Here is a 25,777-nt window from a genome sequence, read left to right as displayed (position 1 = left end):
CACCCCTCATTCATCTATATTAGAACCATTAAAAATTTCAGTCATCTCTTTGCGCAACATGGTTGTGATTTCGAGCCTTTCATTAAGAGGCAGCTCGGAGACCTCCGTATTGAACAAATAGTTCTGCAGGTTTATGTCTTTAATCAGAAGTTTTGTATGAAAAATATTGGATTGGTGTACATTGATATCTTTCCAATCGTATTTCAGCAATGTATCACTGTTGATATAATCACGAATGGACTCAATCGAATGATCTATATAAAGTTTTTCACCTTCCATATTGCGTGTAAATCCACGTACTCGATAATCAGTCGTGATAATGTCTGAATCGAAACTTCCAATCAAATAATCAAGTGCATTCAACGGGGAAATTGTGCCACACGTTGAAACATCAATATCGACTCGAAAAGTAGCGATAGAATTATCAGGATGATATTCCGGATATGTGTGGACGGTAACGTGACTTTTATCCAAGTGTCCTACGACCGTTTTACGAGTTCCCAAAATAGTACGTTCACCTTGATTACACGATTCATCAATCAAAGCGACAGGAAAGGCTTCCTCCGAAATAAGAATCGTAACACTTGCACCCTGTGGATCGTAATCCTGTTTACTGACATTCAAGACGTGTGCCCCGATAATTTCTGTCACTTCATACAGAATACTGGTTAATCTATCAGAATTATATTGCTCATCGATATAAGCAATATATTCACTTTGCTCCCGCTCACTTTTCGCATAGCAAACATCATAGATGTTGAAGCTAAGGGTCTTTGTGAGGTTGTTAAAGCCATAAAGCTTCAGCTTATTTTCCAACCCTTCCATCACGCCTTTCATGTAAAACAAATCTTATTATAAAGTATAACATTCCTTAGTCAATGAATGCCCCCCCACCTAAAAGGCTAACGCATTTTTGAGGATGGGGTATCTGTCGTGTCGATGAATTCTCTTAATATCTAAGCGAACCTGAACGATTAAACAGCAGTGGGGCTGTCACATTGGCGGTCTACTAACGCCCAGACCCTCTATCCCATTGGTCTTGCCGTTGGGACTTCTTTTACATAACAATTGATTTTGGGTTCCAAACATTCACTGTTTTAATATTGAGATCAGTTTCTTTTGTTAACCTATACAATGCTTTCTTCAAAATATTTGCTGCACCATTCACATCAGCGTTGATTAACAAATTTCCACCTGAGCAATACAGACCTCTTTTAATACGCTTACCAGAGAACGGTTTCTTCGTATCATTTTCGCCATAAGTGTGAATATCGTCGCCATCAAGAAAACTAGCTTTGGAGGTGTAGGATTCCTCGGTTAATATAGGTATTCATTTCTTCAACATATGCAGATAAGTTAATCAGTAGATATTCACTAGAATTGCATTAGTGTTGCAGTAAGAAATAGTGGAGCTGCTTTAAGAATTGATTAATTACTCGCAAAAAAATGCCCTAATTAGTAGCAAGGAAACGACGACTAAATCAGTTACCTATACTAGTAAAAGGAGCTTCATGAAAAGTGTAAACTAAAGTTTAATCTTTCGTCAATAGTTTTTATATTAAGTGTTAGTGTGCAGTGAAAAGCACAGGGGAGAAAATTAGTCGAAGTAGTGTTGATAAAAACGAAAGGTTACTATTTTTATGTCGTAAATTCATTGTTAAACTATTACTTATTGATCAAATCATTTTCAGGGTAAAATAGGTTGGATCCAAAACGAACACGAATTATTTCCTGGGAAACTAATGCGGGAGTATTCAGAAAAGTACAACATGCCGATACGGCGTATCCATTCCGTTTTTAGTACATACGCTATTGAGTGAGTAGGAAACGGAGGGAATAGTTCATGATAGATGTTGTGAATTTACAGGCGATTGTTGAGGATCATCGAAGACAAATAAAGCCTAAAAGAATGACAAGCGGTGAGAAGCGAGTTCTTTCACTGCAAAGAGAGGACAGACGACTTAACGGGCAAAAGCCCTGACGGTCGTTTTTTTCATTATTTTAAAATGGCGGATGTAGTATAGATGTGTATGTTCAGAACTGGGTATAATCAGGGAATGATTTCTGAAATAGTACCGTAAATACTCACGTTGTTGACGAGTGAACCAAACTAGCAAACTAGAAATGGGCACTTATTATTTTTGCATAGGCATGTTAGACTTAAATGTATTCTTAATTAATAAAAGGACGTGTTAATGTGGTTGGACGTAATGATCCATGTCTCTGTGGCAGTGGAAAAAAGTATAAAAAATGTTGTGAATCGAAAGCGACATTTTCAATAGAAGAAGTGCAATCGGAAGAACTAGAAAGAATTTTGCAAGCTTTTTACGAAGAGTACCCTGAAAAATGTGACCTAAATGAATTCTTGGGCTTGGTAAAAAAATGGAGTGAGCCCCTTAAGAAGTATTTAGTCGAGGAAATGATTGAAGCGATTGTCATGGATGAATTCTTTTTCCATCACAAACCGGACATTTGGAAGAACTATATGAAGAAGCAGCAAAAGAAAATCATCCGTCCATCTGTAGTGAATGTGTTAGAAACATGGTCTGATCCACGTGTTTTCATTGGAGAAGTAGTAGCTGTTGACGAGACTTATATGTCGGTTAAAAATATCTTGAAAGATGAAACGATACATTTACGACGCGAAAGTGAAAAGCCTGTTCCAGTAGGCGTCCATGTGTATTGCTTCATTTTACCGGACGGCTCATCGAAAGATAATCACTATTTAGCGGTTTCAAGCTTGATTTTCTTCCCAACCGACCATACAAAAGCATTCGTGAAATTCGTGAGGCAATTTGAATCACAAGAAGAACATTCTGTTTCCATATTTTTGAAAGAAAATGGAATTGCATTTTGGAAGTTGCTTGGTGAGGATGGCTATGACGGCGGAGAATTTACCAACTTTGAAGCGGGTGTCCTCCAAAAAGCAATCGAGTTTTTAGAGGAAAATGACCGAGAATCTGATCAGCTAATAGAAATTATAGAAGATTATTTGGTGGAACAGCAGCCGAATGCACGAAAAGAAGTAGCGATTGCGGCTGGAGCGATTCGATTTGGCCAGGAAAATGCCTTATTTGAACCACTAACGATAACTGTAAAAGAGATTGCCGAATGGTTTGAAATCTCTACCTCTTCATTGAATAAATATTATAATGATTTAAATGCGTATTATAGTAGCAAGGACTGATCCGTGACTTTAGTAAAGAACATCTCACTCATTGGAAAAAAATGGGGTGGGGTGTTTTTTATTTGTTATAGTTCATAAGTTTAGCGATAACTCCGATAATTGCTGATATAATAAAATAAACACTTTGGAATAATCATTGTAGGGTGCTTGCATAATGCATAAACAAGGTTTTATTTAATTGAACGACAGAATCTATTTAATAGATGGATGTGATTTGGTTATATTTAAACAGATTCGAACCTACGTTCGGTTGGGGGGCGGAGGCTGTTGTTGCTGAACAAAAAGGTCATGAAGTACTTGCGTAACGACTTCTGGTCGAGTAAGGGGATACCTGATGGAGATTGAAGTTCCTGATGATAATGAGGTGTACGGTTTAATTGAACTAGATATGCAAATCAGTTCAATGGGAATGCTTGATTATTATTCGAAATGAATACATAGAACCATCTAAATATAATGGGCAAATGACTATAAGTGGAAATTCAGCGAAGGCTCCTAACAGGGGTAGCCGAAGCGGAATTGAAGGGAATCTTTATCATAACTTATTATCAAATAAAATTAACACTGTTTTGGAAAGGGATAGAATATATGAAACTCCATTTTTATAATCATCAATTTGATAAGCTTATTGAAAACTACATATTAACCGACGAACAGCTACGATTTACGGGGACGCCCAAAGACGCTATTGACCTTTCGAATGCAGAACCAAATCGATATTCGATTTTAGCAGTAGAAAACGAGCAATTGGTAACGTTCTTTAGCTTACATAAAGGAGAAGGTGTCAAGCCTTTTTCCCCTAATGACAATGCTATATTAATTAGAAGTTTTTCTACCGATTTTCATCAGCAAGGTAAAGGCTATGGGAAGAATGCATTGATGCTTACACCGGAATTTGTTAGAAGTCATTTTAGTGGCATTGATGAAATCGTACTTGCTGTAAATGTTAAAAATGAGATAGCCCAAGCTTTGTATAAAAACTGTGGCTATATTGATAAAGGCGTTCGAGAGTTGGGGAGGAGTGGCGAACTCATTGTGATGTGTTACCAACTGTAGGCATAGGAGGAGTTAATCATAATGATGTTAGAAATAATAGCTACAAGTTTGGCAGATGCAATTGCTGCAGAACGAAGTGGTGCCAATCGATTGGAACTTTGTGCAGCTTTGTCTGAAGGTGGGCTAACGCCAAGTATGGGATTGGTGGAAGCAGTAATTGAGGGAGTAAATATTCCTGTTCATGTAATCGTTCGGCCCCATAGTCGAACTTTTCACTATGATGACAATGACTTAGCTGTAATGATAGCCGATATTCGCCATATTAAACGTGCAGGAGCTTCGGGAGTCGTTATTGGAGTACTAACTGAGGAGCGCAAAGTAAATAAGAAAGCTCTATCACGTTTATTGGAGGAAGCTGGGGAGATGAAAGTTACTTTCCACCGTGCATTTGATGAGATTGAAGATCAGGTGGAAGCGTTAGAAGTCATTGCTAGTTTCCCACAGATTCAGCGGATTTTGACTTCGGGAGGCCAAGCACCGGCACCAGAAGCTGCCGAACAGCTTAAAAAATTGGTGGACAAGTCTAAAAATACATCTGTTCGAATTTTAGCAGGCAATGGTATGAACCCTGAAACACTGTCTTCATTAGTTTCTGCAACTGGACTAGAAGAAGTTCATTTTGGGTCGGCTGTTCGTGTTAATCGAAGTTTCAGGTATCCGATTGATCCAACGGAATTTAGGGCGATAAAAAGCGAACTTAAGAAATTGAGCGAATAGAGGGGGAAATATTTATTGAAATAAGATTGCTCAAACCATCAGATGCAAAAAGGTACTGGGAATTAAGGTTGGAGGCGTTAAAGCTTAATCCAGAGGCTTTTGCAACAAACTATGAAGAAGCTGTAAGAAGAGAAAACCCAGTAGAAAGCGTTGCAAAGAATTTATCGAGTAAAGGAAACTTTACATATGGGGCATTTAACAATGGAGAACTTATGGGAGTAGTTACATTACTTCAAGAAACACAGTTAAATCTTAGACACAAGGCAAATATATTGGCAATGTACGTAAATCCTGACATACGTGGTTTAGGTGTAGGGAAAGAACTACTTACTGAAGCAATTAACAAAGCAGAAACAATTGAAACGATAGAAAAACTTAATTTAACTGTAGTTACTACTAATGAAAAAGCAAAAAAACTATATACAAAATTAGGATTTAAAGTCCTTGGGCTGGAAGAGAAAGCACTTAAAATTAGTGATAAATATTATAACGACGAATATTTATCACTAATGATAAAATAAGTTAAGTTCTTACTGAAGAAACGAGTTTAGTTGGATGTGTAAAATAAACGGTTATTACAACTTATGAAACTCGGTGGTGCATATGGTAGAAGAGGTTTTGCAATGGTTTGAAAATAGCGGTCTACTCGCTGTTTTGATAAGTATCATTTTAAATATTAGTATTAGTGTCTTGGGTTTTATACCAAGCGTATTTGTAACGGCAGCAAATATTAGTTTCTTTGGATTTTGGAATGGGTTAATTCTTTCTATTATAGGAGAGGCTTTGGGAGCAATGGTTAGCTTTAACCTATATCGAAAAGGTATAAACAAAGTCAGGAATAAGGTCACTATTAACAATGAGTATTTAATTAGATTAAATAGAACAAAGGGAATAGAAGCTTTTTTACTAATTTTAGCATCCAGGGTATTCCCGTTTATGCCGTCAGGTTTAGTTACTTTGGCGAGTGCGAGTAGCAATGTTGGTATGATGAATTTTTCGATAGCCAGTACACTTGGGAAAATACCTGCACTTGTTATTGAAGCATACTCTACTTTGCAAGTTCTTAACTGGAGTGGGCAAGGCAAAGTGATCTTAGGAATTTCATCCCTTATCATTATTGGCGTATTAGTAAGAAGGAGTTCCTTAAAATAAAGAACGGGTTCTCTTCACTAAAAGTAATCAGCCGTTTCGTACAACGGGCTGATTTTTTTGTTTTTTGAAAAAACATCACAGTTTAACTAGCAATCCGCATACTTTAGTTAGTAGGATTAGATTTTAAATCATATCGATACTACCAGAGAATCAATTACCAATCTAGTCTTACACTCGTTATTTATTGACAAGAAAACAGCAACTTCTGTAAGATAATAAAGTTGATTCATAGCCACTTCTAAATAGAGAGGCTATTGGTCACCGCGTGTAAAAGGAGTGAAAACCACACGTTAAACATAAATCGGAAAACAGTTTAAGCGCCAGTGCTGAAGAAATCGGACGTCACTAATTTTCAGCAGACGAGGTGGAGGAGTATCGAATTTTCGGCGGAAGCCTCCCGATCGCAATTGCCCGGTTGTAATTTTGCTAGTAAATCATTTGAGCAATCGAATGGACAAAGGAGCAAAAAGGCAAATACTTCAAGTGATATGCAAGTACACTTCTCTAATACAGCTGTGGTGTAGTTAAATGTTGCTTATTTTGCAAACATCGGAGGAATAAATATGTGTGGAATAGTAGGTTATATTGGTGAGTTAGATGCTAAAGAAATTCTGGTAAAGGGACTTGAAAAGTTAGAATATCGAGGCTATGATTCAGCAGGAATCGCACTTGCTAATGAAGTAGGGCTTACTGTTGTGAAAGAAAAAGGCCGTGTTGCGGACCTGCGTTCAGCAGTAGATTGGACTATCCACTCTTCTACTGGAATTGGCCATACGCGCTGGGCGACACATGGAGTTCCGAACCAAACGAATGCACACCCTCATCAGAGTGTATCCAATCGTTTTTCACTTGTGCATAATGGCGTAATAGAGAACTATTTACAACTACAAAAAGAACATTTACATGATGTTCAGATGAGTTCTGACACGGATACAGAAGTTATCGTGCAGCTTGTTGAAAAGTTCGTAAAAGGCGGCATGAAAACTGAAATTGCTTTCCGTCATACTTTATCTCTTCTTCAAGGATCTTATGCGATTGCTATGTTAGATGCAGATGAAACAGACACAATCTTCATCGCAAAAAATAAAAGTCCACTTCTTGTAGGAATTGGCGAACACTTCAATGTCGTTGCTTCTGATGCTATGGCAATGTTGCAAGTCACAGATCAATATGTAGAACTGCATGATAAAGAAGTTGTCATTCTCCGCAAGGAAGCGATTGAGATTAGTACATTGGATGGCGTAATTATTGAACGTACCCCCTATAGGGCTGAGTTAGATATGAGCGATATCGAGAAGGGCACATATCCTCACTTTATGTTGAAAGAAATTGAGGAACAACCAAGTGTTGTTCGTAAGATTATTCAAAAGTATGAAAATAGGCATGGTGAGCTAACGATAGACGGTGATGTCTTAACTGCAATAAATGAAGCAGACCGGCTTTACATTATTGCGGCAGGAACAAGTTATCACGCCGGTCTTATCGGCAAGCATTATTTTGAGAACATCGCAGGTATTCCAGTAGAAGTTCATATCTCAAGCGAATTCGGCTATAACATGCCACTTTTATCAGATAAACCATTATTCATTTTCATTACACAATCAGGTGAAACTGCTGACAGCCGTCAAGTACTGGTGAAAATAAAAGCGTTAGGGCATACTGCTATTGCAATTACCAATGTTCCCGGCTCAACTATGTCTCGGGAGGCAGATTACACATTACCGTTATACGCTGGGCCAGAAATTGCAGTAGCCTCAACGAAAGCCTATACGGCACAAATAGCGGTTCTTGCCATCTCAGCCTATGTTACAGCTAAAGAACGTGGCATACTCGTAGATTTTGATTTAAAGAAAGAACTTGCCATTGCTGCAAATGCAATCCAAATACTTGTGGATTCAAAAGTAGTGACGGAAAAAGTCGCACTAGACTTCTTGGGAAACTCACGTAATGCATTCTTCATCGGGCGCAATGTGGACTACTTCGTCAGTTTAGAAGGAGCACTAAAGTTAAAGGAAATCTCTTATATTCAAGCAGAAGGCTTCGCCGCTGGGGAATTAAAACACGGTACTATAGCGTTGATTGAAGAATTAACGCCTGTCTTTGCACTTGTTACACAAAAAGCTGTAAGCCTAAATATTCGTGGAAATGTAAAAGAAGTCGTCGCGAGAGGAGCTAATTCTTGCATTATTTCAATGGAAGGATTAGAAGAGGAGGGTGATTGTTTAGTCTTGCCGAAAGTGCATGCATTACTCACCCCACTTGCAGCTGTGATTCCAATGCAGTTAATCAGCTATTATGCCGCTCTTTACAGAGGCTGTGACGTTGATAAACCAAGAAATTTAGCGAAATCGGTTACGGTGGAATAACGGAATTAAATAATGAACACAATTTTGTGAAGAGACATTAAATATGTATATCAAAATGGATTCACCTTTTTTACCGTAAAAAGTATATTTTCCAACAAATTTTATTTCAAAGCTACAGTTTGTCTGGTTTAAAATGAAAGTAGAATGTTAAAAAAAGATGCAACTATTTACCCCTTTAGATATAATTGTCTAAAGGGCTTTTTCGTATTTAAGAGAGAAATATCATCTAACCTAGAAAAATACAACAATGAATTTTAGCCTTAATTAATCGTACAATATCTACTAATTTAGTAATCAAAAAGGAGCTAAATCATGTATATTCCCAAGTATTTTAAAGTCACAGACGTAGATGAAATTAAAGAATTTGTTCAAGAGAATTCATTTGGAACTATTGTTACAACAAAACATAGTAAACCAATTGCTAGTCATTTACCTTTGGCGTTAAATAAAAAGGGAGATGATTATTATATTACTGGACACATGGCTTATGGGAATCCACAATGGAGAACATTCGAAAGTTGTGATGATGTACTAGTTATGTTCCAGGGACCACATGCTTATATTTCTTCTTCTTGGTACGGTCATGAAAATGTTCCAACATGGAATTATCAAGCAGTGCATGTATATGGCACAGCTAGCATTCTAGATAAGGAGGAGTTAAAACAAGACCTTATCATGATGCTACAAAAATACGAGAAACATCGTAAGAATTCGGTTTTATGGGACAAGCTTTCTCCTCAGTTAGTGGATAGAGAACTAAAAGGGATTGTTGGATTTAAGATTAAAGTACAAGAAATTCAAGCTGCCTATAAATTAAGTCAGAATCGTAATGAGGAAGATTACCTTAACATCGTTGACAAACTGTATGAGGAAGAAGATCCAAGTTCCCAACAAATGGCGAATGTCATGAAGAAGAGAGTGAAGAATGACGGGGATTCTGATTAATGTGTCGAGAACTACGATAATGGTGTGAAAATGTTCTTTTACTAAGCGTTGAATAATGCCACTTGAAAAACAGAATGGCATTATTCAACGCTTATCTAGCAAGTTCTGCAAAATACAAACAACAAACCGGAATAATATCTTTTGGTGATGTCCTCACTAATTATTTTCAAAGTATAGCCCAATTTAATTAAGTAAAGGAGAATAATCCACTTGCGTATATAAGCATATTCTTATATGATGATTTCGGGAGGGATAGTAGATGATAGAAACAGTAACTATTGATATTCAGCGAGCATCACAACTCTTAAAATTACTCGGAGATCCAACTCGTTTGACTATGATGCGGCTACTTAAGACGCATGAATGCTGTGTGTGTGAATTTGTTGAGATTTTTAATATGAGTCAACCGGCGATTAGCCAGCACTTACGTAAACTTAAGGATATAAAGGTAGTGAAAGAAGAACGTAGAGGACAATGGATTTTTTTCTCGATTAACAAAAGTCATGAAGACTATCCGTTTATTCAAAGCATTCTTGAACAGCTTCCCGAACAAAATGAGTCTATAGCCAGACTGGAAGCGCAAGGGCTTAGAGTTTGCTGCAAGTAGGAAGGGGAAAGAGCGTTGGTTTCAGTAATAACGGCATCATTGATATTCATAATTACACTTATTTTTGTTATTTGGCAGCCTAGAAATTTATCAATTGGATGGTCCGCCTGTATTGGGGCAATAATTGCTTTGTTAGTAGGAGTAGTTACTTTTCAAGACGTTATTGATGTAACTGGGATTGTCTGGAATGCTACATTGGCTTTCATTGCTATCATAATCATTTCATTAATCTTAGATGAGATTGGATTCTTTGAGTGGTCGGCTCTACATATGGCTAGATTAGCCAAAGGCAGCGGGATTCGCATGTTTGTTTATGTCAGTCTACTAGGTGCGGTCGTTGCTGCTTTGTTCGCAAACGATGGGGCGGCTCTTATACTAACGCCAATTGTGCTGGCTATGGTACGAAATTTAAATTTCAATGAAAAAATGATTTTTCCATTCATCATTGCCAGTGGTTTTATTGCAGATACCACTTCGTTACCATTAGTCGTGAGTAACTTAGTCAATATTGTTTCGGCAGATTTTTTCGGTATTGGCTTTGTCGAATATGCATCCCAAATGATTGTACCCAATTTATTTGCGTTAGTGGCTAGTATTTTAGTATTGATGCTATTCTTCCGTAAAAGTATCCCTAAAAATTATAAAGTAGCAGATCTAAAACAACCGAAGGATGCTATCAAAGATAAAAAGATGTTTCGACTGGCTTGGGTGATATTAAGCATATTACTCATCGGGTATTTTTCTAGTGGATTTACAGGACTTCCTGTTTCGATTATTGCTGGAATTACGGCGATATTCTTTATTGTCATGGCACAAAGAAGTCCCGCTGTTCACACGAAACAAGTACTGAAAGGCGCACCTTGGGCGATCGTGTTCTTTTCAGTTGGGATGTACGTCGTTGTCTACGGATTGCGTAACGTCGGTCTGACTGGTGTATTGGCCGATGTCATTCAAATGGCTGCCAACCAAGGACTATTTGTAGCGACGATTTCGATGGGCTTTATTGCTGCGATTTTATCATCTATTATGAATAATATGCCTACCGTCATGATTAACGCATTAGCCATATCAGAAACGACGACAACAGAGTCGATTCGCGAGGCTTTGATATATGCGAATATAATCGGGTCAGATCTAGGTCCAAAAATCACACCAATCGGTTCTTTGGCTACTTTATTGTGGTTGCATGTACTGTCTCAAAAAGGTGTGAAAATCTCTTGGGGTAGCTATTTTAAAATCGGTATACTCCTAACTGTTCCTACACTCCTAATAACATTAATCGGACTGTATCTATGGCTGTCGTTCATCCAGTAAAAAAAGGAGGTTTTCGATATGTCGAAAAAAACACTTTACTTCCTATGTACGGGTAATTCATGCCGTAGCCAAATGGCTGAAGGTTGGGGAAAAAAAGTTCTTGGAGAAGAATGGCAAGTTCTTAGTGCTGGAATTGAAGCCCATGGAGTAAACCAAAATGCTGTGAAAGCCATGAATGAGGTTGGAATCGATATTTCAAATCAAACCTCGGATATCATTGATCCGCAGATCTTACATAATGCAGATTTTGTCGTCACTCTTTGTGGGGATGCTGCTGACAAGTGTCCAATGATACCATCTCATGTAAAGCGAGATCATTGGGGATTTGATGATCCTGCTAAAGCAGAAGGAACTGATGAAGAAAAATGGGTATTCTTCCAGCGTGTTCGTGATGAAATTGGTATTCGTATTCAGCATTTTGCTGAAACTGGGGAATAACAAACAAATCAAAGTCGATAGTATCTTTCCTTCGACTTTGATCCTATATATGTTGAACAAATGATTGACCTATATAAACTGAGCGAAGGCGCCTTACAAGGGAAAATAGTCAAAGACAGGAATTTCACTATGGTCATGAAGAACAATCATCTTGTTTTTCAATGATTCATGTGTCCACTCACTATCATAAATCACCAAAACTCATGTAATTTATTACATGAGTTTTATTATTTGACCTTCATCTAGCAGTAGTTTAATATTTCCAATATGGATAATGCTTATCTGCATTAGTCTCGTTGATGAACGTTCAAAAAATACAAAAGATACAGAGGTGATTTTCATGCAAATGAAAACAGGGGTTGAGCAATCTGTATACGCCATTCTTTTACTGAATATGTTACCGGATAAAGCGGTATTGCCTGGAGAAGCCATCAGTCAACAATTAGGGACTTCACCGACTTATTTTCAAAAGTTGTTAAGAAAGTTAGTTAGTGCAGACCTGATTACTTCCGTTGCAGGGGTGAAGGGTGGCTTTAAATTAAAGAAAAAACCGGAAGAGATTCGGATATACGATGTTTATCTTGCAGTAGAAGGCCAACAATCACTTTATTCACCGAGTGGTATTCTCGATGACATGCTTGAATTGGAAAAAGAAGATAGATGCTGCTTGTTAACGGATTTAATGGATGAGGCTGAATCAACTTGGAGAACGATATTGAAGCGAGAAACAATTGCATCTTTAGATGAAGAAACAGCTAATCGTTTTCCTGGAAAAGTAGAAGATTTAAAAGAATGGATAAACGGAAAAATGGTCTTATAAGAGAATACATGTAAGTAGGTGAACAACTATTATGAATAATTTCCAATCTCATCAAGGCTTTGCACGAACATTTAAAGAGAATAAATTAACGCTGGGACTAACATTTCCTTTGGAATCGTATGCAGGAAGTTTTCCAACGATGGATTTAGATGAGCAAATGATACTGGCGAAAAAGGCGGAAGGTCTAGGATTTGCCTCTTTATTTGTCAGAGATTCTCCCCTTTACGATTCGAATTTTGGTGATGTTGGAGCTCTATACGATCCGTGGGTGTTTCTTTCTTACGTAGCAGCACATACGGATCGAATTGCTCTTGGTACTTCAAGCATTGTGACGACATTGCGCCACCCACTTCACGTAGCAAAATCAGCTGCCTCGCTAGATAAAATATCGAATCAGCGGCTGTTATTGGGTGTTGCCACTGGTGATAGGCCCATTGAATTCCTCGTATTTAAAGTGGATGTTAACGAAAAAGCAGCGTTATTTAGAGAATCTATAGTGGTAATGAAAAAAGTCTGGAAAGAAGCATTCCCGCAAATACAGACAGAGCGAGTTGACATGCTTCAAGGTGATATCGTTCCCAAACCAATTTTATCTGCTATTCCAATTTTGGGAACGGGGTATTCTGGCCAGACAATTGAGTGGCTAGCGGAGCATACAGATGGTTGGTTATTTTATTCTCAAGGTGTCAATGAACAGCGCGAACTTGTTAAAAAATGGCGGCAAGCAGCTGGCGGATTCAAACCATTTGCTCAAGCTTTGGCAATTGATTTATCAGAGAATCCAAATGAAGCACCCAAACCAATAAAGGGTGGGTTTAGATCGGGTTATCGATTTTTAATTGATTATTTACATGCTTACGAGGATGCCGGAGTTAATCATGTAATGTTTGGGCTGAAGAATGGAACACGCCCTGCAGCAGAAGTGATTCAAGAATTTGGCGAATATGTGCTTCCTCATTTTCCTGCAAATAAATTATGAAAGAAGTGGAATATAGATGATTAAAGGTCTAAATCGAATTAATGAATTAGCAAAAAAGCAAAGGGAAGAGGGGTTGACCAATGCCGAAATGGTAGAACAAACCGTCTTGCAACAAGATTACTTACGCGAAATTCGCGGGCAGGTTCTTAATACCGTCTCTGGAATAACCGTTCTGGATCCACTTGGCAATGATGTGACACCTGACAAAGTACAAGAGGAAAGGAAGTTAACTAAATGAGGTTAAGTGTACTGGATCAAGCACCCGTTACGAAAGGAAATAGTGCGCCTGATGCTTTGAAAAAAGCAGAAGAACTGGCCGTTTTGGCAGATGAATTGGGCTACCATCGCATGTGGATGGCTGAGCATCATGGAACAAACGTTTTTGCAAGCTCGGCTCCTGAAGTGACAGCGGCTCATTTAGCGGCTAAAACGCAACAAATTCGTATTGGTACTGGCGGCACAATGATGATGCATTATTCTCCGCTAAAACTAGCTGAAGTATTTAAAACACTGAGCGCATTCTCACCAGGTCGAATTGATTTTGGTGTGGGTCGAGCTCCGGGAGGGGATAATGATTCCATCTATGCTTTATCCGAAGGACGCCCTCCGATGGTGAACAATATGTATGAAAAATTTGATCTAGCACTGCAATTGATCAACGATCAAGTACCGGAAGATAGCCTATACAATAAAACGATAGCCACGCCATCGCATATTGTTTTGCCCGAAGCTTGGTTACTGGGTTCGAGTGGCAATAGTGCCATTCAAGCAGGGCGTATGGGAGTTGGCTATTCTTTTGCACAGTTTTTTAATGGTCAGCTATCCAAATCGACTTTAGATACGTATAAGAAGAATTTTCAACCGTCAGCGTTTATGGAGAAACCGGAAATCAATGTTTCCTATATGGTGACAACAGCCGAAACTGCAGAAGAAGCTGAGTTTGAGGCAATGCCTCAAGATATTTGGCGTTTACAGTTTATGAAAGGCAGGGTCGGGCAAGTTTTGACGCCTGAAGAAGCCCGTGATTATCCACTGACGGAAATGGATCGCATGATGATTAAAGAAAGTCGTAAAATCCACTTAGTGGGATCTTCGAATGAAATTGCAGCGCGATTACAAGAAGAGCAAGAACGATATGGATTTGATGAAGCAATGATTTGTAGTATTCCTCATTCGCAAGGGAAACGTTTGAATGGTTATCGCTTATTGGCAAAGGAGATTTTTTAACTGTGATAGAAGAAAGGAAGGTATGAAGTGAAGGATTATTTAGTAAAGGCAACTGCTTACAATAACCAAGTACGTGCTTATGCGGTGAGAACTACACAAAGCGTTGGCGAAGCTCAACGTCGCCATAAGACATGGCCAACTGCTTCTGCTGCACTTGGGCGTTCTATGACAGCCAGCGTGATACTCGGTGCAATGCTCAAAGGAGAGGAGAAAATAACGGTCAAAATAAATGGTGGTGGTCCACTTGGAACCATTCTGGTAGATGCAAATACCAAAGGGGAAGTCAGGGGCTACGTCACAAATCCTCAAACTCATTTTGAGTTAAATGAACAAGGTAAATTAGATGTGAAAAGAGCAGTTGGAACGGATGGAATGCTAACTGTATCAAAAGATATCGGATTACAGCAGCCCTTTGTTGGGCATGTCCCCCTTGTATCGGGTGAGCTAGATGAAGACTTTACGTCCTATATTGTTCTTTCAGAGCAAGTAGCTTCCTCAGTAGGAGTGGGTGTTTTAGTAAATCCTGATCATACAATCCAAGCAGCAGGTGGATTCATAATTCAACTTATGCCTGGTACAGATGAGGAGACAGTCAATGCGATAGAAGTACGTTTGAAAGGAATGACTCCTATATCTTCTATGGTTGAGCAAGGTATGACGCCAGAACAGATACTAGAACACCTACTGGGTACTGGAAATGTGAAATTTTTAGAGGAAATTCCTGTTCATTTCCAGTGTCAATGCTCCGTGGAGAGAATTTCCAATGCCATCTTCAGTTTAGGAAGTGACGAGATACAAGATATGATTCAGACGGACGGGCAAGCTGAAGCACACTGCCATCTTTGTAATGAAAACTACCATTTCTCTAAAGAGGATTTACTATTATTATTGGAAGCTGCGGTTTAAAGAGCTTCTTGAAACAAATTACTAGAGCTACTACATTTCACTTTTCCAGATAAGTTGTTGCATACACAAATAAGCCACTCCACTAAAGAGATGGCTTATTTATATTTTCTTTCACATACTACGCTCAATCACCGTGATGGAAAAAAGTCATACGACTCTAGCCCTATATCATGGACCCACACTTTTGCATGGTCACCATTTGGATCAGCCACCCATAAATCACCTTTTAAAGTTACTAAATCACTTTGTCTTGTCCAAGTGATTTTATTTATGGAGGGTAAAAAAATGGGTGTAAAATCCCCTTGGCCTTTTGGAGGCTTCGTTATTTGTATTTGTTTTGGATCGGTTAGTGATAATAGATACAATACCGGTTTAGGGCGCTTGTTAGCCTCATCGGACCATTCGGTTTCCGGTACTCTGGAAACGATTAATGAAGCATTATCTACCCATGAAAAACCCATTTCAGCATAGTTTTTTGGTGTAAGCGTTACTGTTTGATCGGCAGGGAGTTCGGTTACTTTTAGATCCTTATTTTTAAAACCAAAGACAATCCTTCCGCCCCCGGCAATATAACCGAGCAAGTTTTTGGTGTAAGCCCATTTCGGCTTGGATTCCTGGTTGAGCTCATCAATCACTTCAAAGTTTTTGCCGTCTACAGAAATCACGCAAAGCATATCGCTGTCCATCGACCATGAAGCAGTAGGGGATACGACAAATGCTATCCACTGTTTGTTTGGTGAATACGTAAACGAACCCGCGCCGATCGAGAGGATTTTCACGTCATCTTTTCCTAGCTCTTTTGGTATTATAAAAAATTTTTTGGCACTTTTTGTTAATGAATTTCTGTTTTGATAACCCTCAATCGAAATGGTGTAAAGAATTGGATGGGTCCAGCCATCTGGGCGGGGAATAGCACTTGATGACGCGATAAAACCTTTCCCATCTGGCTGCCACGCATAATCGTCTACACCTAAAGCAATATTATAGAAGTGTTCCAAATCAGCTATATTCAATACACCTACAGCACTAAAGGCAACAATGTTCTCTGTTGGAGACCATTTCGGATTAGAGCCGTCACGAAAGATTCTGCGATGCTTTTTTGTTGCGACGTCATAAATCCATAATTCATTTGAAGTGCCTTTCGTATCGATTATATTGCCAGCCACTTCTTTTTGATAAAGAATCATTTTTCCATCGAAAGACCATTGAGGAGAATAATTGTACGTCGCTTTTTCTTTCGTCAGTTTCTCTTCTTTGTCATCGACCTTGAGCCATAAATAGCCGTCGCGAATAAAAGCAATTTTCACATCGGATGTGTTCGTTTGCGCATGGATAAGGGACGGAGCCATTAAACATAAGACCATCAGGAGTTGTACGATCTTTTTCATAACTTCACCTCATGTCTTGTATGTTGTCCTGGAAACGTAAACTTAATCATTTCTAATTTTCACAGTTATTAATGAGCTATTCCGGCCATAAATCTTAACCTTTCATGAAATCTATTCAATTTCAAATCTCTTTACAGTTCTAGCACGAGCACGTTCTGCTTCAATTTCTCTATCACGAGGCTCGGCATTCGTTACTAGTGTGTTTAGTAGGTTTTGCGTAGAGATAGCCACGTCCTCAATAGCCCGATTAATAGCATCCTCGTTTGCTTTCGATGGTTTGGTGAAACCGGAGACCTTTCGAACATATTGAAGCGAAGCTGCATAAATTTCATCGTCGGTAGCTGGAGGGGCAAAGTTAAATAGTGTTTTAATGTTTCGGCACATATCGTTCACCTCTTTTGTTTGTCTAATTTTCTTGATTGTATCATATTCCTCTGAAACCTCTTTTAGACTCTATAGATTCGAAGGAGAAAGCTGGAGAGAAAGTGATTTTAAGTTAATTCTAAGCCATCGAGACAATCTCGATGGCTTGTTTTTAGATGACTATATTTCGAATGAAAACGTATTTTTGAATAATTACAAGTAGGGTAGTGGGTGAAGGAGAGGTATTTGAAAAAAATCTTGCCATATGAACTTCCCCTTCTCTTGGAAATAATAAAGACGGTTTGTTGAATCCTTTACTACCTAAGAACGGATTTTTTTTAAGTAGGGTAATATAAAACCATACTTAAGCGAGTTAATGTTTCCCCCGAATTATGATAGGTATGAGGTCTGTCAGCTTTGAATCGGATGGAATCACCACTTTTCACCGTGTGTTCATCATTATTTACACGTACAGTCAGTTCCCCATCAAAAATAGTTAATAGCTCTTCAGTGCCCTCAATGTGCGAATCAGCACTTAGAAACCCTCCTTTTTCTATCTCAACTGAATACACTTCAAAGCGTTTGTCATCTTCGAAGGGAAAATGGGGATAGACCCGATATTTTCCGTTGTCTTCAGATAATGGTTGAATGTCACTTCTCAACACGATATTTGTGTCTGGCTGCGGATTATTGATAAGGGCAGTAAAGGAAATCTTTAAGCCATTAGCTATTTTCCAGATTGTTGTAATGGTTGGGGCCGATTCACCTCGTTCAATTTGGCCGACCATCGTTTTGCTGACGCCTGTCAATTCTGCTACCTTTTCCAAACTTAATTTCTTAGTTTCCCGTAAAGCTTTTAGATTTTTTGCAATGATAAGATGAATTTCTTGCATACAGACACCCCAATTTTTTCTGTACAATATAACGTCTGAACTGTACAGTAAAAAGAAAACGTTATACCGTCTGTTTTAGACATTATAACACACTCACTAAGGGAGAGGTCTAATATGTCAGTAGTATCGTTTTTGTTATATGTTTTTATCACAAGTTTTACGCCAGGCCCTAATAATATTATGGCTATGTTATTTGCGAATAAGTATGGGTTTAAGAAGACACTGCGGTTTTGTTTCGGAGTTGGTGCAGGCTTCTTTGTTATTATGTTATTAGCTAGTTATTTTAATCTATTGCTTCATAACTTCATTCCGAAAATTGAACTTCCCATGATGATCCTGGGAGCGGGCTATATGTTGTATCTAGCTGTAAAAATAGTAACCAGTAAAAATAGTGAGAACGACGATGATACAGGCAAGTATAATAGTTTTTTGGCGGGCATGCTTTTGCAATTTGTAAATCCAAAAGGTGTTCTATATGGAATAACGGTAATGGGAACGTTCATCCTGCCGTACCATACATCCAATGTTAGCTTACTATTTTTTTCATTATTTTTGGCTGTTGTTGGTTTTATGGGTACTAGCAGTTGGAGTCTGTTTGGTTCAATATTTCAAACATTTTTATCGAAATATAGAAATCAGTTTAATGTAGTGATGGCTTTACTATTAGTATATAGTGCAGTTTCGATTTTTATGGGGTGAACTATTCACGGAGAAAATCGCTCCTTAACATCTGGGAGTAGCAGAGGGAAAAATAAAAGCTACTGAAAAATATTCAAGAGTCCAATAACTAAATAGAACCCTTGGAACCGCCTTATGGGGGTTCCAAGGGACCAAAAGTCTATTATTACGTTACGAAACCTTGTGTCATCCATTTGAATTGAACCGACGTATACCGTAGTGTACGTAAGGCGGAGTCGGAGATTGGGAGTTAATTATTCCCTTTTACTCGATTATATCAGTACCTCTTCATATACTGTTCAACTTCCCAAGGGTGAACGTTAATTCGGTAATTCTCCCATTCCAATTTTTTCTCTGCCATAAAGTTCGTGAAAATGTGCTTGCCGAGAGCTTCTTGGATAATTTCATCTTTATCAAGTGAAATGAGGGCGTGGTCAAGGTCCGTAGGTAAAGTACCGATACCTAATTCCTTAAGATCTGAAGGATTCATTTCGTAAATATTACGGTCAACTGGCATTGGTGGTTCGAGTTCACGTTTAATGCCGTCTAAACCTGCTTTTAATATTACAGCCATTGCGAGATAGGGATTTGCGGCCGAGTCAACTGAACGAACTTCGATTCGAGTACTTATGCCCCGAGATGCTGGGATTCGGATAAGTGGGCTGCGGTTTTGGGCAGACCAGGCAATGTAGCATGGCGCTTCGTAGCCAGGAACAAGTCGTTTATAGGAGTTAACTGTAGGATTTGTCACTGCTGTAAAACCAGGTACATGTTCAAGAACGCCAGCCATGAACTGATAAGCTGTTGTGCTTAATTGTAATTTACCATTTTCATCAACGAAAGCATTTTCGCCATCTTTGAATAGGGAAACATTGCAATGCATACCTGACCCGCTGACACCGAAAAGAGGTTTTGGCATGAAGGTTGCATGCAGGCCGTGTTTACGTGCGATTGTTTTAACCACAAGTTTGAATGTTTGGATGTTGTCACAGGCGGTGAGTACATCCGCATATTTAAAGTCGATTTCGTGTTGTCCTGGTGCGCACTCATGGTGGGATGCTTCAACTTCGAATCCCATTTCCTCTAGTTCCAAGACGATATCACGTCGACAGTTTTCTCCAAGGTCCATTGGGGCGAGGTCGAAATAGCCGCCGTTGTCGTTTAATTCCATTGTAGGTTGCATGTTGTCATCGAGCTTGAATAAGAAGAATTCTGGTTCTGGTCCAAGATTGAAGTCTGTAAATCCAAGTTCCTTCATTTCTGTCAATACACGTTTTAAATTGCCTCGAGGATCACCTGTAAACGGCGAACCATTGGCAAGTGAAATGTCACAGATAAGCCTAGCAACTCTTCCTTTTCCTGATGGCCATGGGAATACCATCCATGTGTTTAGATCGGGTATGAGGTACATATCGGATTCCTCAATACGTACAAATCCTTCGATTGAAGATCCGTCAAACATCATTTTATTGTCTAGTGCTTTTTCGAGCTGGCTGATGGGAATTTCCACGTTCTTGATCATTCCTAAAATATCGGTGAACTGAAGTCGAACGAAATTCACATTTTCTTCTGTTACAAATTTGCGTATGTCTTCTTTTGTATAATTCCTCATCATGCCACTCTCCTTAAGTATCGTTAATTACGGATTACTCCATAACATTTTTCTATAATAAAGCAAAAAGTTACCATTAACAAGATTTTTTTAACTAACTCTTCATTTGTTCTAATTTAAAAATCTGAGTACTGAATAAGTATTTTGCGATTATAAGCTGATTTTGAGTAATTTCACCTTGGGTTTAGTGACGTAAGAACTCCAAAACTGCTTCTTCATCCAAAGGTCTGCAATAACGATATCCTTGAATACAATCGACATTCATTTGAAGATGGATCTCATGCTGCGCTTCTTTTTCAACGCCTTTAGCGACGATAGTAAAGCCAAGCCTAAGTAAACATAAAATAGGTGGTCGCTATTTTACGCTTACTTCCGAATGTATGACACAAGATAAGCTCATTACGACAACTCATATAAATGAGATATATTAAACCTTATCATTAGCTTCAAATCTGGCACTAAATCCTTCTGATATCCACTTACAAAACGCATCGTTATCAGTGGTATTTAAAGAAGATGACGCCGGTAGAATACCGGGGTCATCTCCTAGTAAGGTTAACTATATTTGTTGAACGTATTTTCCAGTTCGGAGAGGCATCCCCAAGCGTCGAGCATTGTAAGTGAGGCCCTTTCGTTCAATTTATATAATGGTTCTTCTTATAAGTGTCCGTATTACAGTGGGCAGTTCAGTAGGGATGATTTATGTGTTTTAATCATTCTAATTGAAAGCTTTATGGTCTAGTGGAAGATCCTACCCTGATAGCAGGGAAATTCGGCATATGGATTGACTGATAAACTAGAAAGAGGATAGGTTTTTTAAAAATTAATTTCAGAAATCCCCCAGTAGTCGCCGAATTTCGGTTATACTAAAGAGAAGCAAAATTAATCATTATTCGTTAGTAAGGAGGATTTTAAATGACTGAAAACAATGAAAAAAATGAACAAGAAACGGCAAAGAAAAAGATAAGCTTAAAAGAAGTGATACAAAAACAGTTAGAAGCAAAGAAAAACCAAACTTCTGATAACAACGCAAAAGGCAATCCAGCACAATCTGCTAAAAAAATGCAAAGCCAACAAGCAAAACAAGTTAGCAGTGCTCGTAGAAAAATGGGTTCATAATGAAAAGGCGCAAACCAATTATCCTATTGGTTTGTGTTTTTTTTTTTTTTTTTTTTACGGAGAACTAGGATTCTATATGAGGGATATGTTTATATTTGGGCAAACAAAGGCTTATTTGGGTATCCATCTAGTACTGTTTGAAAAAGAGGATTTATAGTTAATGCAGGGGATAATCCATTGTTTTATCTGTTCTATCAATTAGAACTCTAAGTTCAAAAGTTGGCTAAATTGAAGTAGAAACAAGCCCATTTTGAATGATATACTAGCAATATTGGAGATGATGGGCTTTGTGTAATCAGACTGAAAAAGATATATTACTTTTAGAAGCGGAGCAATTCATACATAGATGTTATGCAGAACTTGGGATGACAACAGAGCAACAAATGAAGCGAATAGAGGAAGTACGAATAGCAGTAAATGAAACTGGAACGTATAGCCATACTTCGCTAGAACTTGAACATGGGGCCCGAATGGCTTGGCGTAATAATAATCGTTGTATAGGACGTTTATTTTGGGACAGGCTTCATGTTTTTGACCGGAGGGCAATAGTAACCGCTGAAGATGTATGCGACGCATTATTGAATCATATTGAATATGCGACAAATGACGGTAAAATTCGTTCATCGATTACGATTTTCCCGCCACGACGAGGTGGAATTGATCCGATACGAATATGGAATCATCAGCTTATACGTTATGCAGGATATGAAGAGACGGAACAAATTATTGGAGATTCCACATCAGTTGAATTAACGAGGATGTGCGAAAAGTTAGGCTGGAAAGGGGAGAGGACTCCGTATGATGTTCTTCCACTTGTCATTCAATTAGAAGGAGATTCGCCTCGAATCTTTGAAATACCAAAAAAGCTAGTGAAAGAAGTGAAGATTACCCATCCGCAACTAAAGTGTTTTGACGAACTGGATGTAAAATGGTATGCGGTTCCAATTATTTCGGATATGCGCTTGGAGATTGGTGGGATTCACTATCCGACGGCTCCGTTTAATGGATGGTATATGGGAACTGAAATCGGTGCGAGAAATTTGGCGGATGAAGAGCGTTATAATCTACTTCCGAAAGTTGCAGAACTTATGGGGCTGGATACAAGGTCAAACCGTTCACTATGGAAGGATAAAGCGCTAGTAGAACTAAATATTGCGGTGTTGAATTCATATCAAAATGCGGGAGTTACGTTAGTCGACCATCATACTGCAGCCAAACAATTTAAAAGTTTTGAAAAAAACGAGTGTGCAGTAGGAAGAGGTATTACAGGAAATTGGACATGGCTTATTCCGCCGCTTTCACCTGCAACGACTCATGTCTTTCATAAACCTTATAGCAACGACGTCGTTAACCCTAATTATTTTCATCAGAAAAATCCGGGTGAAAGCTAATAGTGAATTGTTCTTTAGTGAAAATAGGAGATGAAAATAAAAAAACAGCCATTTTAAGGAATGGCTGTTTCGGGTTAAAGTTATTCAGCTAAAGCAATACAAACTATTTGTTCATGAAAATACACATCGTAGAAGATACTAAAAGTGATTCAATATCTATTACTTTACCAATGCTACAATGGGCTATACTCAAGTTAAAACCAATCCATCTTTCATTGTAATGATATGATCTGCATAGGTAAGCATGTCTTCATCGTGAGTTACCATTAACGTTGTAATATTCAACGTTTTTGTCAATTCACGAATCAATGTCATGACGTCTTTTGATCTCTTTGAGTCAAGGCTTGCTGTCGGCTCATCTGCGAACAACATTTTCGGTTTGTGGATGATTGCGCGAGCAATTGCCACACGTTGCTTTTCTCCTCCTGATAAAGAAGCAGGGTAGGCATCTTTCCGATGATCCATATCCACCAATTTGAGAATCTTTTCAACTTCCACTTGTTGTTCTCGTTTTTTTAACTTGGTTTCAGAAACGTCAAGCATCAGCAATAATTGTTCTTCTACTGTCAGAAAAGGGACAAGATGCGAGGATTGAAAGACAAAACCGAACTCACTTGCTCTGATTTTTCTGATCTGATCCTGATTCATGTCGGTCATGTTTTTTCCTTCAAATAGCACTTTTCCGTCCGTTGCACGTTGAAGTCCTGCTGCTATCGTAAGAATCGTACTTTTACCAGAACCTGAAGCGCCTACTAACGCTGTTATTTCACCTTCTCGGAGTGAAATGTTAATCCCTTTTAATACTTGTTCATCCACTTCACCATTCGTAAATGTTTTTGTAACTTCATCAATTGTGAAAATCGTCATATTAAACCTCTCCTTGTTGGATAGCTTGCAATGGTTCAACTTTTTTAATTTGCAGTCCGGACAGTGTCGCTCCTATAAATCCAATAATTAGGAATACGATCGATAATTGAACAGTTGTATCAAGTGTTAAACTAAATGGCATTCCTTTAGGTGCAATCAATGCAAAGCCATGGCTCAAAGCTACTGATAGTCCAAGCGCAATCACAGTGATGAAAATCATCTGGTACCACATCATGCCGAACAATCTACTTGTTTTAACTCCTAGTGCTTTTAAGATCCCATATAATCCAATCTTTTGAACGTTCATCATATAGAAGAATATTGCGAACAACATTCCGCTAATGGCAACCAAAAACCAAATGATCATATTGAGTGACATCTGTTCAGCACTGTAACTTGGTATCGTATTGAGGAATTCTTTATTTGAAAACGATTGTAAACTCGTTACTACTTGTGCTTTTTCTGTACCTGGTACAAAAATCAATTGCATTTCATTGACACGGTAAATTTCTTTATAGTTTTCCATGTTAATAAATGCGACAGGCGCATGGCTGTATTTCTTTTGATCGACAAAACCTTTCACTTTAAATTCGCCACTGAATTGATTATTTGTTAATATATCACCAACCTTAATCCCTTCTTCTTCCAATGAACGATCTAAAATTACTTCTCCTTTACCGACAGACTCAAACGACTTTGAATCTGTTGAAGTAACGAAAGCGATACTATGCTGCTTGTCTTCCATATCGTTTACAAACCCCATCTGAATGGAAAGTGCAGCTGCGTCCTTTTGTTCATTTAATACAGTGGTTTGTACACTTTCATCTATTCTTGAAAGATTGTACGTTTCGTTTGCATCTACATTCATGTAAAATTGACCATCTGGTAAATCTTTAATTAATGCTGCATTATCTTGAGATAAACCGTTCGCTAACCCAGAGATGATAAATGTTAAAAAGCTGACGAGAAAAATGATTGATCCTAAAATGATAAACTTCGCTTTATTCTTCTTAATTTCTTTCCATGCAATATTCATCTTTGCGCCTCCCGTATTTCTTAATAACTTAACTATAATCTGGCAAGGTGAACGGAATATGAACAGATGATTATATTTAAAAAAGTGGCGGATTATATGAAAAAAGGTATGTAGTTCAGCAGATAATGGTACAATACATATTGAAGGGTATTGTATGTAACATGTAGAGTTACCCTTAACTAAACAGGATATTGAAATAGAAGGAGATTGGATCACTTGACTAATGAAATTAAAAATGAAATGCCGCCAAATTACGATGAATTACGGAAGGCAGTTAACCGGGCATCGAATTGGAGACTACGTTTAGATACGATTGATGAATTAGGACAATGGAAACATAAACGGACTATCGATATACTTTTACACAGAATGAACAACGATGCCGTATATAAAGTAGTAGAAGCCGCTCACCGCAATCTTGTGAAATTTGGTGAGGATGTAGAATTACCACCAAGAAATCGATTTGAATTGATTAAAGATGCCAACAAAGTTTTCCTCAGAATTAAGAAAAGCTTGCCGAGAGACCACACGTTCGAAGAATATAAAGAAAAGTTGAAGAACATGAGACTTGATTTGTACGACACGTATGAAGGTGACAAAGGCGATGAGTTTGAAGCATGGCTTGAAAACGTATGGGAAACGGCAAATAAAAAGTAAAACGCTACAAAGTTCTTGTGTTATTTAAATAGGATAAAAAACGATTGCAGTTAGTTTGC

The 25,777-nt window shown here is 38.3% G+C and carries 27 protein-coding genes and 1 pseudogene; 20 read left to right on the top strand and 8 right to left on the bottom strand.

Annotated features, from left to right (window positions below; genetic code table 11):
- Positions 1-6: 6 nt before the first annotated feature.
- Positions 7-837, bottom strand: coding sequence for an adenosylmethionine decarboxylase (gene speD, locus H2672_RS07945; protein ID WP_255485604.1), 831 nt, complete (start codon positions 835-837; stop codon positions 7-9).
- 295 nt (positions 838-1,132) lie between these two features.
- A pseudogene (locus tag H2672_RS19595) lies at positions 1,133-1,324 on the bottom strand (RNA-guided endonuclease InsQ/TnpB family protein); the annotation flags it as partial.
- A gap of 519 nt (positions 1,325-1,843) precedes the next feature.
- Between H2672_RS19595 and H2672_RS07940 the strand changes: the two are divergent.
- The 16 genes from H2672_RS07940 (at position 1,844) to hslO (ending at position 15,714) form a co-directional block, all read left to right on the top strand.
- Positions 1,844-1,981 carry a hypothetical protein gene (locus H2672_RS07940; protein WP_186670778.1) on the top strand — a complete coding sequence of 46 codons (138 nt, stop codon included), beginning with the start codon at positions 1,844-1,846 and terminating at the stop codon, positions 1,979-1,981.
- A 216-nt stretch (positions 1,982-2,197) separates the two neighbouring features.
- Positions 2,198-3,187: a YecA family protein gene (locus tag H2672_RS07935; protein WP_186670777.1), complete on the top strand. Its 990-nt coding sequence runs from the start codon at positions 2,198-2,200 to the stop codon at positions 3,185-3,187.
- A gap of 474 nt (positions 3,188-3,661) precedes the next feature.
- A complete protein-coding gene (locus H2672_RS07930; RefSeq protein WP_370569618.1) occupies positions 3,662-4,243 on the top strand; it encodes a GNAT family N-acetyltransferase in 582 nt (193 codons plus the stop codon).
- 21 nt (positions 4,244-4,264) lie between these two features.
- A complete protein-coding gene (locus H2672_RS07925; RefSeq protein ID WP_186670776.1) occupies positions 4,265-4,960 on the top strand; it encodes a copper homeostasis protein CutC in 696 nt (231 codons plus the stop codon).
- A 20-nt stretch (positions 4,961-4,980) separates the two neighbouring features.
- A complete protein-coding gene (locus H2672_RS07920; RefSeq protein ID WP_370569622.1) occupies positions 4,981-5,481 on the top strand; it encodes a GNAT family N-acetyltransferase in 501 nt (166 codons plus the stop codon).
- A gap of 82 nt (positions 5,482-5,563) precedes the next feature.
- Positions 5,564-6,112 carry a TVP38/TMEM64 family protein gene (locus tag H2672_RS07915; RefSeq protein WP_186670775.1) on the top strand — a complete coding sequence of 183 codons (549 nt, stop codon included), beginning with the start codon at positions 5,564-5,566 and terminating at the stop codon, positions 6,110-6,112.
- Between the two features lie 563 nt (positions 6,113-6,675).
- The gene (gene glmS / locus H2672_RS07910; protein ID WP_186670774.1) at positions 6,676-8,478 is read left to right on the top strand and encodes a glutamine--fructose-6-phosphate transaminase (isomerizing); all 1,803 of its coding nucleotides are present in this window, start codon (positions 6,676-6,678) and stop codon (positions 8,476-8,478) included.
- 312 nt (positions 8,479-8,790) lie between these two features.
- Complete coding sequence (locus H2672_RS07905; protein ID WP_186670773.1) at positions 8,791-9,423, top strand: FMN-binding negative transcriptional regulator; 633 nt, start codon at positions 8,791-8,793, stop codon at positions 9,421-9,423.
- 259 nt (positions 9,424-9,682) lie between these two features.
- The gene (locus tag H2672_RS07900) at positions 9,683-10,030 is read left to right on the top strand and encodes an ArsR/SmtB family transcription factor (protein WP_186670772.1); all 348 of its coding nucleotides are present in this window, start codon (positions 9,683-9,685) and stop codon (positions 10,028-10,030) included.
- Positions 10,031-10,045: 15 nt separating this feature from the next.
- Positions 10,046-11,344, top strand: a complete 1,299-nt coding sequence (locus tag H2672_RS07895) for an arsenic transporter (RefSeq protein ID WP_186670771.1) — start codon at positions 10,046-10,048, stop codon at positions 11,342-11,344.
- A gap of 18 nt (positions 11,345-11,362) precedes the next feature.
- Entirely contained in the window at positions 11,363-11,782 is a 420-nt protein-coding gene (gene arsC / locus H2672_RS07890) for an arsenate reductase (thioredoxin) (protein ID WP_186670770.1), read from the top strand.
- A gap of 340 nt (positions 11,783-12,122) precedes the next feature.
- On the top strand, positions 12,123-12,602 hold the full coding sequence (locus tag H2672_RS07885) for an RrF2 family transcriptional regulator (protein WP_186670769.1): 480 nt from the start codon (positions 12,123-12,125) through the stop codon (positions 12,600-12,602).
- Between the two features lie 31 nt (positions 12,603-12,633).
- Entirely contained in the window at positions 12,634-13,581 is a 948-nt protein-coding gene (locus H2672_RS07880; protein WP_186670768.1) for an LLM class oxidoreductase, read from the top strand.
- A 16-nt stretch (positions 13,582-13,597) separates the two neighbouring features.
- The gene (locus H2672_RS07875; RefSeq protein WP_186670767.1) at positions 13,598-13,819 is read left to right on the top strand and encodes a DUF896 domain-containing protein; all 222 of its coding nucleotides are present in this window, start codon (positions 13,598-13,600) and stop codon (positions 13,817-13,819) included.
- A complete protein-coding gene (locus H2672_RS07870) occupies positions 13,816-14,808 on the top strand; it encodes an MsnO8 family LLM class oxidoreductase (protein WP_186670766.1) in 993 nt (330 codons plus the stop codon). Before H2672_RS07875 ends, H2672_RS07870 begins: the two co-directional genes overlap by 4 nt.
- A gap of 27 nt (positions 14,809-14,835) precedes the next feature.
- A complete protein-coding gene (gene hslO, locus H2672_RS07865; RefSeq protein ID WP_186670765.1) occupies positions 14,836-15,714 on the top strand; it encodes an Hsp33 family molecular chaperone HslO in 879 nt (292 codons plus the stop codon).
- 128 nt (positions 15,715-15,842) lie between these two features.
- On the opposite strand, the gene H2672_RS07860 is transcribed toward hslO, so the two are convergent.
- The 3 genes from H2672_RS07860 to H2672_RS07850 all read right to left on the bottom strand — a co-directional run bounded on the left by H2672_RS07860 (position 15,843) and on the right by H2672_RS07850 (position 18,358).
- Positions 15,843-17,102 carry a TolB-like translocation protein gene (locus H2672_RS07860; RefSeq protein WP_186670764.1) on the bottom strand — a complete coding sequence of 420 codons (1,260 nt, stop codon included), beginning with the start codon at positions 17,100-17,102 and terminating at the stop codon, positions 15,843-15,845.
- 111 nt (positions 17,103-17,213) lie between these two features.
- Positions 17,214-17,486: a DUF2277 domain-containing protein gene (locus H2672_RS07855; protein WP_186670763.1), complete on the bottom strand. Its 273-nt coding sequence runs from the start codon at positions 17,484-17,486 to the stop codon at positions 17,214-17,216.
- Positions 17,487-17,803: 317 nt separating this feature from the next.
- Positions 17,804-18,358 (bottom strand): helix-turn-helix domain-containing protein, encoded by a 555-nt coding sequence (locus H2672_RS07850; RefSeq protein WP_186670762.1) that lies wholly within the window; start codon positions 18,356-18,358, stop codon positions 17,804-17,806.
- 114 nt (positions 18,359-18,472) lie between these two features.
- Between H2672_RS07850 and H2672_RS07845 the strand changes: the two genes are divergently transcribed.
- The gene (locus H2672_RS07845; protein ID WP_186670761.1) at positions 18,473-19,057 is read left to right on the top strand and encodes a LysE family transporter; all 585 of its coding nucleotides are present in this window, start codon (positions 18,473-18,475) and stop codon (positions 19,055-19,057) included.
- Positions 19,058-19,313: 256 nt separating this feature from the next.
- Here H2672_RS07845 and glnA read toward each other — a convergent pair whose 3' ends face one another.
- Positions 19,314-20,648, bottom strand: coding sequence for a type I glutamate--ammonia ligase (gene glnA / locus H2672_RS07840; protein WP_186670760.1), 1,335 nt, complete (start codon positions 20,646-20,648; stop codon positions 19,314-19,316).
- 915 nt (positions 20,649-21,563) lie between these two features.
- Here glnA and H2672_RS07830 point away from each other — a divergent pair.
- Both H2672_RS07830 and H2672_RS07825 read left to right on the top strand, forming a co-directional pair.
- Positions 21,564-21,767, top strand: a complete 204-nt coding sequence (locus H2672_RS07830) for a hypothetical protein (RefSeq protein WP_186670759.1) — start codon at positions 21,564-21,566, stop codon at positions 21,765-21,767.
- A gap of 287 nt (positions 21,768-22,054) precedes the next feature.
- Positions 22,055-23,158 (top strand): nitric oxide synthase oxygenase, encoded by a 1,104-nt coding sequence (locus tag H2672_RS07825; protein WP_222439333.1) that lies wholly within the window; start codon positions 22,055-22,057, stop codon positions 23,156-23,158.
- A gap of 189 nt (positions 23,159-23,347) precedes the next feature.
- Here H2672_RS07825 and H2672_RS07820 read toward each other — a convergent pair whose 3' ends face one another.
- A complete protein-coding gene (locus H2672_RS07820; protein ID WP_186670758.1) occupies positions 23,348-24,025 on the bottom strand; it encodes an ABC transporter ATP-binding protein in 678 nt (225 codons plus the stop codon).
- A gap of 1 nt (position 24,026) precedes the next feature.
- Positions 24,027-25,061 carry an ABC transporter permease gene (locus H2672_RS07815; RefSeq protein ID WP_186670757.1) on the bottom strand — a complete coding sequence of 345 codons (1,035 nt, stop codon included), beginning with the start codon at positions 25,059-25,061 and terminating at the stop codon, positions 24,027-24,029.
- A gap of 240 nt (positions 25,062-25,301) precedes the next feature.
- On the opposite strand from H2672_RS07815, the gene H2672_RS07810 reads away from it, so the two are divergent.
- Positions 25,302-25,718: a HEAT repeat domain-containing protein gene (locus H2672_RS07810; protein ID WP_186670883.1), complete on the top strand. Its 417-nt coding sequence runs from the start codon at positions 25,302-25,304 to the stop codon at positions 25,716-25,718.
- Positions 25,719-25,777 lie beyond the last annotated feature (59 nt).

It is taken from the genome of Sporosarcina sp. BP05, assembly GCF_014282005.1.
Classification (GTDB): Bacteria; Bacillota; Bacilli; order Bacillales_A; family Planococcaceae; genus Sporosarcina.
The sequence above is the reverse complement of the archived record's forward strand: the minus strand, read 5'-3'. Positions and strand labels throughout refer to the sequence as shown.

What these genes read in the sequence shown, in the direction of transcription:
- speD (WP_255485604.1), bottom strand. Translation starts at nt 837, where the DNA reads ATGAAAGGCGTGATGGAAGGGTTGGAAAATAAGCTGAAGCTTTATGGC.
- H2672_RS07940 (WP_186670778.1), top strand. Translation starts at nt 1,844, where the DNA reads ATGATAGATGTTGTGAATTTACAGGCGATTGTTGAGGATCATCGAAGA.
- H2672_RS07925 (WP_186670776.1), top strand. Translation starts at nt 4,265, where the DNA reads ATGATGTTAGAAATAATAGCTACAAGTTTGGCAGATGCAATTGCTGCA.
- H2672_RS07915 (WP_186670775.1), top strand. Translation starts at nt 5,564, where the DNA reads ATGGTAGAAGAGGTTTTGCAATGGTTTGAAAATAGCGGTCTACTCGCT.
- glmS (WP_186670774.1), top strand. Translation starts at nt 6,676, where the DNA reads ATGTGTGGAATAGTAGGTTATATTGGTGAGTTAGATGCTAAAGAAATT.
- H2672_RS07905 (WP_186670773.1), top strand. Translation starts at nt 8,791, where the DNA reads ATGTATATTCCCAAGTATTTTAAAGTCACAGACGTAGATGAAATTAAA.
- H2672_RS07900 (WP_186670772.1), top strand. Translation starts at nt 9,683, where the DNA reads ATGATAGAAACAGTAACTATTGATATTCAGCGAGCATCACAACTCTTA.
- arsC (WP_186670770.1), top strand. Translation starts at nt 11,363, where the DNA reads ATGTCGAAAAAAACACTTTACTTCCTATGTACGGGTAATTCATGCCGT.
- H2672_RS07885 (WP_186670769.1), top strand. Translation starts at nt 12,123, where the DNA reads ATGCAAATGAAAACAGGGGTTGAGCAATCTGTATACGCCATTCTTTTA.
- H2672_RS07880 (WP_186670768.1), top strand. Translation starts at nt 12,634, where the DNA reads ATGAATAATTTCCAATCTCATCAAGGCTTTGCACGAACATTTAAAGAG.
- H2672_RS07875 (WP_186670767.1), top strand. Translation starts at nt 13,598, where the DNA reads ATGATTAAAGGTCTAAATCGAATTAATGAATTAGCAAAAAAGCAAAGG.
- H2672_RS07870 (WP_186670766.1), top strand. Translation starts at nt 13,816, where the DNA reads ATGAGGTTAAGTGTACTGGATCAAGCACCCGTTACGAAAGGAAATAGT.
- H2672_RS07860 (WP_186670764.1), bottom strand. Translation starts at nt 17,102, where the DNA reads ATGAAAAAGATCGTACAACTCCTGATGGTCTTATGTTTAATGGCTCCG.
- H2672_RS07855 (WP_186670763.1), bottom strand. Translation starts at nt 17,486, where the DNA reads ATGTGCCGAAACATTAAAACACTATTTAACTTTGCCCCTCCAGCTACC.
- H2672_RS07850 (WP_186670762.1), bottom strand. Translation starts at nt 18,358, where the DNA reads ATGCAAGAAATTCATCTTATCATTGCAAAAAATCTAAAAGCTTTACGG.
- H2672_RS07845 (WP_186670761.1), top strand. Translation starts at nt 18,473, where the DNA reads ATGTCAGTAGTATCGTTTTTGTTATATGTTTTTATCACAAGTTTTACG.
- glnA (WP_186670760.1), bottom strand. Translation starts at nt 20,648, where the DNA reads ATGAGGAATTATACAAAAGAAGACATACGCAAATTTGTAACAGAAGAA.
- H2672_RS07830 (WP_186670759.1), top strand. Translation starts at nt 21,564, where the DNA reads ATGACTGAAAACAATGAAAAAAATGAACAAGAAACGGCAAAGAAAAAG.
- H2672_RS07820 (WP_186670758.1), bottom strand. Translation starts at nt 24,025, where the DNA reads ATGACGATTTTCACAATTGATGAAGTTACAAAAACATTTACGAATGGT.
- H2672_RS07815 (WP_186670757.1), bottom strand. Translation starts at nt 25,061, where the DNA reads ATGAATATTGCATGGAAAGAAATTAAGAAGAATAAAGCGAAGTTTATC.
- H2672_RS07810 (WP_186670883.1), top strand. Translation starts at nt 25,302, where the DNA reads ATGCCGCCAAATTACGATGAATTACGGAAGGCAGTTAACCGGGCATCG.